Source organism: Pseudonocardia pini (assembly GCF_013870575.1).
GTDB lineage: Bacteria > Actinomycetota > Actinomycetes > Mycobacteriales > Pseudonocardiaceae > Pseudonocardia > Pseudonocardia pini.
This window is the reverse complement of record NZ_JACBXB010000233.1, coordinates 1-7,265: the sequence shown is the minus strand read 5'-3', so window position 1 is coordinate 7,265 and position 7,265 is coordinate 1. Positions and strand designations below refer to the sequence as shown.

General features: G+C 73.6%; 6 protein-coding genes and 2 pseudogenes. 6 read left to right on the top strand and 2 right to left on the bottom strand.

Features of this window, described 5'->3' with window-relative positions:
- Window positions 1-1,198: ATP-grasp domain-containing protein (locus tag H5J29_RS15085; RefSeq protein ID WP_181781591.1), on the top strand; the 1,198-nt coding region annotated here is incomplete at its 5' end.
- Window positions 1,198-2,205: a D-alanine--D-alanine ligase family protein gene (locus H5J29_RS15080; protein WP_181781590.1), complete on the top strand. Its 1,008-nt coding sequence runs from the start codon at window positions 1,198-1,200 to the stop codon at window positions 2,203-2,205. The genes H5J29_RS15085 and H5J29_RS15080, both read left to right, overlap by 1 nt.
- A gap of 41 nt (window positions 2,206-2,246) precedes the next feature.
- On the opposite strand, the pseudogene H5J29_RS15075 reads toward H5J29_RS15080, so the two are convergent.
- Window positions 2,247-2,975: pseudogene (locus H5J29_RS15075) on the bottom strand (TauD/TfdA dioxygenase family protein); the annotation flags it as partial.
- A 90-nt stretch (window positions 2,976-3,065) separates the two neighbouring features.
- Here H5J29_RS15075 and H5J29_RS15070 point away from each other — a divergent pair.
- Window positions 3,066-3,833 carry an SDR family NAD(P)-dependent oxidoreductase gene (locus H5J29_RS15070; RefSeq protein WP_181781589.1) on the top strand — a complete coding sequence of 256 codons (768 nt, stop codon included), beginning with the start codon at window positions 3,066-3,068 and terminating at the stop codon, window positions 3,831-3,833.
- A gap of 94 nt (window positions 3,834-3,927) precedes the next feature.
- Here the strand turns inward: H5J29_RS15070 and H5J29_RS15065 are convergent, their stop codons facing one another.
- On the bottom strand, window positions 3,928-5,115 hold the full coding sequence (locus tag H5J29_RS15065; RefSeq protein WP_312858237.1) for an alpha/beta hydrolase family protein: 1,188 nt from the start codon (window positions 5,113-5,115) through the stop codon (window positions 3,928-3,930).
- 112 nt (window positions 5,116-5,227) lie between these two features.
- On the opposite strand from H5J29_RS15065, the pseudogene H5J29_RS35105 reads away from it, so the two are divergent.
- From H5J29_RS35105 to H5J29_RS15050, 3 genes and pseudogenes are all read left to right on the top strand, one after another.
- Window positions 5,228-6,152 (top strand): annotated as a pseudogene (locus H5J29_RS35105) (nucleoside hydrolase).
- Window positions 6,153-6,195: 43 nt separating this feature from the next.
- Window positions 6,196-6,462 (top strand): hypothetical protein, encoded by a 267-nt coding sequence (locus H5J29_RS15055; RefSeq protein ID WP_181781588.1) that lies wholly within the window; start codon window positions 6,196-6,198, stop codon window positions 6,460-6,462.
- Between the two features lie 97 nt (window positions 6,463-6,559).
- Window positions 6,560-7,057, top strand: coding sequence for a phage tail protein (locus tag H5J29_RS15050; protein WP_312858236.1), 498 nt, complete (start codon window positions 6,560-6,562; stop codon window positions 7,055-7,057).
- Window positions 7,058-7,265 lie beyond the last annotated feature (208 nt).

Sequence of the window (7,265 nt, the reverse complement as noted above, 5' to 3'; positions counted from 1 at the left end):
CGGACGACGGCGGGCGACACCGGAGAGGCCGCTGACCGTGCTGGTCAGCGGCGGCAAGATGACCAAGGCACTGGCGCTGGCCCGCGCGTTCCACGGGGCCGGGCACCGCGTCGTGCTCGTCGAGCAGCACCGCTACCGCTGGAGCGGGCACCGGTTCTCCCGGGCCGTCTCGGCCTTCCACGTCGTGCCCGCACCCGACGCGCCGGACTACGTCGAGCGGTTGACCGAGATCGCCCGGGCCGAGGGCGTCGACGTCTACGTCCCGGTCTGCAGCCCGCTGGCCAGCCGGTACGACGCGCTGGCCAAGCGGGCCCTGGAACCCTTCTGCGAGGTCGTCCACCCGGACGCGGACACCGTGGCGATGCTCGACGACAAGCACCGCTTCGCCGCGACCGCGGCGGAGCTGGGCCTGCTCGTGCCGGACACCCACCGGATCACCGACCCGCAGCAGGTCCTCGACTTCGACTTCCCCCCGGGCCGCGCGTACATCCTCAAGAGCATCGCCTACGACCCGGTCCGCCGGATGGACCTCACCCGCCTCCCACGGCCCACCCCCGCGGAGACCGCACGTTTCGTGCAGGCGCTGCCGATCTCCCCCGACGACCCGTGGATCCTGCAGGAGTTCGTGGAGGGCACCGAGTACTGCACGCACAGCACGGTCCGGGAGGGGCACGTCCAGCTGCACTGCTGCTGCCCGTCGTCGGGCTTCCAGCTGAACTACGAGATGGTCGAGCACCCGGCGATCGCGGCATGGGTGGACCGGTTCGTGGGCGCGCTCGGTGTGACCGGCCAGCTCTCGTTCGACTTCATGGAGACGCCGGACGGCCGGGTCTACGCCCTGGAGTGCAACCCGCGGACGCACTCGGCGATCACCATGTTCTACGACCACCCGGGCCTCGCCGCGGCCTACCTGGAGACCGGCGGACCCACCGTGCTGCCGACCCTGCGCAGCAGACCGACCTACTGGCTCTACCACGAGCTGGGGCAGCTGCTGCGGCGTCCGTCGACGCTGCGCGAACGGCTCCGCGTCGTGCTGCGCGGCAAGGAGGCGCTGCTGGAGACGGCGGACCCGCTGCCGTTCCTGCTGGTCCCGCACCTGCAGATCGCGAGCCTGCTGCTCGACGACCTCCGCCGCGGCAAGGACTGGGTGAAGATCGACTTCAACATCGGCAAGCTCGTCGAACCGGCCGGTGACTGATGGCCCGCGTGCTGCACCTCGTCGGCTCGGCCGTCGACGACTTCTTCTGCGACCTGTCCCGGCTCTACGCCGCGGACTGCCTGGAGGCGACCGCGGGCTCCCACGACTCCCTCGTGGCGTACGTGACGCCGGACGGGGCCTGGCGGTTCCCCGCCGACCTCGGCCCGACGGCGATCGCGGCGGCCACGCCGATGAGCCTCGCCGCGGCCGTCGCCGTCGTGGCGGGTGCCGGGGTCGACGTCATGGTCCCGCAGATGTTCTGCCCGCCCGGCATGACGCACCACCGCGCCCTGTTCGACCTCCTCGGTGTCCCGTACCTGGGCAACCCGCCGGACGTCATGGCCCTCGGGGCGGACAAGGCGAAGGCCCGCGCCGTCGTCGCCGCGGCCGGGGTCGCCGTGCCCGCCGGGGAGGTGGTGCGACCCGGTGAGCGGCCCGCCGTCGGCCTGCCCGCGGTGGTCAAGCCGGTCGACGCGGACAACTCCGTCGGCGTCACGCTCGTGCGTGATCCCGGGGAGATGGAGGCGGCACTGAAGGAGGCGCACCGGCACTCGGCGGCGGCGTTGGTGGAGGAGTTCGTGCCGCTCGGCCGGGAGGTGCGGTGCGGGGTCGTCGACCGCGGCGGGCTCCGCTGCCTCCCGCTCGAGGAGTACGCGATGGATCCCGACGACAAGCCCGTCCGGCTCGCCGCGGACAAGCTCGCCCGCGATCCCGGCGGTGACCTGCGCCTGGTGGCCAAGGACCCGTCGCGCGCGTGGATCGTCGATCCCGGCGACCCGGTCACCGAGGTGGTCCAGCAGGCGGCGCTGGCCTGCTACCGCGCCCTGGGCTGTCGGCACTACGGCCTGTTCGACTTCCGGATCGACCCGCAGGGCCGCCCGTGGTTCCTGGAGGCGGGGCTGTACTGCTCGTTCGCCCGCGCGTCGGTGGTCGCGACGATGGCCGAGGCCGCGGGGATCGGCGTCGCCGAGCTGTTCGACGACCTCGTCGCGGCGGTGCTGTGCTGAGCGGGGACCGGCACGTTCCCCGCGACCATGCCGCGGTGCATGACCCGGTCCCCCACCACCCCGGAGTGGTCGGCGCGGTGCAGCACACAGGCGTTGTCCCAGATCACGAGGTCGCCCGGGGACCAGGCGTGCCGCAGCACGTTGTCCGCGCGGGTGGAGTGCGCGAACAGGTACTCGACGGTCTCGCGGGACTCCGCCTCCGACATCCCGCTGACGGCCACGCACCGCGCCGGGGTGGACAGGTAGAGCGCCGTCCGCCCCGAGACCGGGTGCCGCCGCAGGACCGGGTGCTCGGCCTCGGTCTCGGCACCCGCCTCCCCCGGCGCGACACCCGTCACCACGTGCCGGATCGTGCGGCCCGCGAGCTTCTCGCGCATCGCGGGCGGCAGGGTCTCGAACGCGTGGTACTGGTTGGTGAACTGGGTGGCGCCGCCCTGCGCCGGCACCGCGACGGCCCGCAGCGCGGTGTAGGCGGGCGGCCGCGCGACGTAGCTCGTGTCGACGTGGAAGGTGCTGCGCGGCGGGGTCGCCCGCCCGACGTTGCTGATCACGTTCAGGTCCGGGAACCCGGGCAGCGGCGTCTCCCCGGGGGTGAACGCGAGCGGGCCGAACGCCTGCAGGAAGGCCCGGAACGCGGCGTCGTCGATCTCCTGGTCGGGCAGGACCAGCACGCCGTGCTCGGCGAGCAGGTCGACGAGGGCGGCGGCGCAGGTGGTGAGGTCGAGGTCGGTCACCGTGGCCCCGACCGGGTGCAGCGCTGCGGTGTCCATGGGTCCAGTCTGCGGTCGGGCGCCGCCTCCCGCGCGGCGACGCTAACGGTGCCCCCGCCATGATCGACCCTCCGGCCGAGGGGGTGCACTGTGGCCGACGGCGTCGCGGGCAAGACCATTCTGATCACCGGCACCGCACGGGGCTGCGGCCGCGTGCTCGCCGAGGCGTTCGCCGCCGAGGGGGCCTCCGTCGTCGGCTGTGACGTCGACGTCGACCGCGGGCGCGAGGTCGCCGACCGGGTCCGTTCGGGCGGCGGCCGGATGACCTTCGTCGAGGCCGACGTGACGGACGAGGACGCGGTCCGCGCGGTCCTGGCGCACGTCGCGGACACTCACGGCAGGCTGGACGGGGCGGTCAACAACGCGGGCACCGAGACCACCGGCCTGATCGCGGACGCCGACGGCGACGTCGTCGACCGGCTGCTCGCCGTGAACGTCAAGGGGGTCCTGCACTCCCTCAAGCACGAGCTGGCTGCGCTGAAGGCCGCGGGCGGCGGGGCGATCGTGAACATGTCGTCGGTGACCAGCGACATGACGGCGGTGCCCGCGAACGGGGTCTACGCCGCCACCAAGGGCGCGGTCGACGCGTTGACCAAGGCCGCGGCCGTCGAGGCGGCCGCGGACGGGATCAGCGTCAACGCGCTCGCGTTCGCCGCCGTCGACATCCCGGACGACATGTTCTGGCGGTTCCTCGACGACCGGGGCATCCCGGTCGAGACGATCGTGGCGGCCTTCCCCGTCAAGCGGCTCGCACGCCCGGCCGAGCTCGTCGCGGCGGTGCGCTACCTGCTCTCCGACGACGCCCGGTTCGTCACCGGCACCACCCTCGTCCTGGACGGCGGGTACACGGCGCAGTGAGCACCGGTCCCCGACCGTTCACGCCGGGTCGGCCGGAGCACCCGGCTCGGCCGGTCGGGCAGCCCGGCGACGTCGAGCAGGGAGGCCAGGATCCTCACCGGGAGAACAGGTCGCCCGTCAGGTAGAGGTCCCAGTCCGCCGCCGTCAGGCCGTGGCCGCCCGCGCGGAGGTGGTAGCTCATCGCCGGGCCGCGGAAACCCGTGCCGGTGGCAGGCGGCCAGGCCGCCGAGGGCAGACCGGTGTCACCCAGCCCGTAGAGCGCGTACACCGGCGCGGCGGCGCCGTAGGCCAGGAACTCGCCCTCCGGGTCGGCGTTCGCGTCCTCCGTCGCGCTCGCGACGACGACGCGGCGCGGCGCCACGAGTGCCAGCAGCTCGTGCTGGTCCACGGGCAGCTCGTCCACCCGGTCATCGAAGGCCTTGTACGTCTGGGCGAACCAGTGCGGGAAGGACCCGTTGATGCGCGCGACGGTCTCGCCGCCGCCCCCACCCTCGCCGCGGCGGGCGAGCTTGGTCCCGGTCGAGCCCGCGTTGTGGGGGATGACCACCGCGAAGCGGGTGTCCTGCGCCCCGGCCCACAACGCCGCCTTGCCGCTGCGCGAGTGCCCGATCACGGCCACCTTCGCGGGGTCGATGTCCGGGTCGGTCTGCAGGTAGTCCATCGCCCGGCTCGCCCCCCAGGCCCACGCGCTGATCGTGCGGCCCGCGTCGTCGGGAAGCTCCTGGTCGGCGGGGTGGAACAGGTCGATCATCCTGCTGCGGTACTCGTCGCGGTCGTCGAGGGCGATGCCGCGGGCGTCGAGGACCGCGAACGCGTAGCCGGCCTCGGTGATCCGCGAGATCGGCGCGTAGCCGGACGACCGGTCCGGGTCGTCGCCCACCTCGCCGCGGTGGTCGATCATCAGGAACGTGCCCCGCGGTGTGCCCTCGGCCTTCGGCAGGAACAGCCGGACGTCGAAGCTCCGGGTCCCCTGTGGACCGGTCACGGTGATCGTGACGACCTTGCGCGTGAGGCCCGCGACCTCCGACGAGGCCACGTCGAAGGTCTGCGCGGTCGGCGCGGGCAGGCTCTGCCCGTACACGTTCTCCCGGAACGCGGCGAGCAGCTCGGGGCGGCGGGTGGTCTCCCACTGCGCGGGCGTGGTCACGGCGCTGCCGTCGTCGTCGCGCAGCGGGTCCGGGTACTCCTGGCCGTCGATCGTCACGGTCCTCGCGGCCGGTGCCGCGAACGCCGTCTCCGGGAGCAGCGCGCCCATCGCCAGGACGAGGAGCGCGCACGTCACGATCCTCGTCACGGCGTGCGGTCGAGAGGTCCGGCTCGGGGTACGCACGAGCCGGAATCTACGCAGCGCGGCCCACCCCGCAACTACGGTCCGCTCATCGGATGACGATTCCGTGTCCCGAGAGAGTGACAGGAGCCCCGTGAAGCGCATCGTCCTCGACTGCGACCCCGGCCACGACGACGCCTTCGCGCTGTTCGTCGCCCTCGGCAGCCCGGAGCTGGAGGTCGCCGCCGTGACCACGGTGTGCGGCAACCAGGACGTCGAGCGGGTCACCGCCAACACCCTCGCCCTGCTCGGCCACCTCGGGGTCCACGACGTTCCGGTGGCCCGTGGGGCCGAGCGCCCGCTCGTCCGAGAGCACCGGCCCGCCCCCGACATCCACGGCGAGAGCGGCCTGGACGGCCCGGAGCTCGCGCCCGGGTGCCGAGCTGATCGTCGACCTCGTCATGGCCGAACCCGGCCTGACGCTCGTCGCCACCGGCCCGCTCACGAACCTCGCCCTGGCGCTGCGCCGCGAGCCGCGGATCGCCGAGCACGTCGCCGGGGTGGCGATCATGGGCGGCGCTGTGACCACGGGGAACGTCACCGCCTCGGCCGAGTTCAACGTCTTCGTCGACCCGGAGGCGGCGGCGGAGGTGTTCGCCGCGCCCTGGACCGTTACGATGATGGGGCTCGAGGTCAGCCACCAGGCCCTCGCCGACGAGACCGTCCGGGAGCGGCTCGCCGCCCTGGGGACCCGCACCGGCGTCCTCGCCGGCGAGCTGCTGGAGTTCTTCGGCGCCCGCTACCTCGAACACCAGGGGTTCGCCGCTCCCCCGGTGCACGACCTCTGCCCCGTCGTGCACCTGATCGCGCCCGAGCTGTTCACCACCGTGTCCGCGCCGGTCGCGGTCGAGGTGGCGGGCGGCCTCACCCGCGGCCGGACCGTCGTCGACCTGCGAGACGGCGCCCCCGGCCCGCGGCACGTCGTCGCCACCGGGCTCGACGGACCCCGGTTCTGGGAGGTCACGCTCGCCGCCCTCGCCCGCCTGCCGTGACCGCGGGGTCCCGGTAGCCTCGGCGGCCACCGAGGGAGGTCGGATGAGCGAGGACCGGGCACGCCACCACGCGGACCTGGCGGAGGCGCACATCGCCGCGGAGGACGCCGCGGCCCATGCCGCCCTCGCCGCCTACTACGCCTCGGTCGAGACCAACGAGCTCCTGCGGCAGCTCCTGGTCGGCCGACCGGGCCTCCCGGTCCCGGAGCGGCCCCGCCCGCCGGGTCGGGAGCCGTCGCCGATCCCCACGACGCCACCACCGCCGAGGCCGGGCCTCCCGCCCGACATCACGATGCGCGGGCCCGCCTAGTGTCTCTCGATCCGGCGCCGCAGGGCCCGGTGGTCCTCGCGGCTCCGTCGACCCCCACCCACCCAGCCCCGGAGCCTCGACCGTGCCCCCGTTCACGGTGAACCCCCAGCGTCTCGACCCGTACAAGAGCTTCACTTTCCGCGTGCGGTGGGACGGTCGCTACGTCGCCGGGGTCACGAGGATCAGCGCACTCAGACGGTCCACCGAGGTGATCGAGCATCGTGAGGGCGGCGACCCGTCGACCGCTCGGCGCTCACCCGGCCGCACCTCCTTCGACCCGGTCAGGCTGGAACGCGGTGTCACCCACGACACCGAGTTCGAGAGGTGGGCCGGGCAGGTGTGGACCCTCGGCGCCGGGCTCGGCGCCGAGGTGTCGCTGAAGGACTTCCGGAAGGACGTCGGGCTCGAGCTCTACAACGAGAGCGGGCAGCTGGTGATCGCCTACCGCATCCTTCGCTGCTGGGTCTCGCAGTACCAGGCACTGCCGGAGCTCGACGCGTCGGGAGACGCGGTGGCCATCGAGAGCATCACGCTGGAGAACGAGGGCTGGGAGCGCGACACGGAGGTCCAGGAACCTCAGGAGCCCGGATCCTGACCCACCCGGTCCGGGCGAGGGGCGTCGACGGCGCTGGTGCGGGCGGTGCGGGCGACTCCATACTGCACCGGTGCAGCAGCCGGGTGAGGCGGCGTCCTTCGTCGGTCGAGGGACCGAGCTGGCGGCGCTGACCGGGCACTCGCTCGCCGGGGAGGGTGGGCTCACGCTGCTGACCGGGGAGGCCGGGTCGGGGAAGTCCCGGATGCTG

Coding starts and splice junctions, on each gene's coding strand:
- H5J29_RS15080 (WP_181781590.1), top strand. CDS start 1,198: ATGGCCCGCGTGCTGCACCTCGTCGGCTCGGCCGTCGACGACTTCTTC.
- H5J29_RS15055 (WP_181781588.1), top strand. CDS start 6,196: ATGAGCGAGGACCGGGCACGCCACCACGCGGACCTGGCGGAGGCGCAC.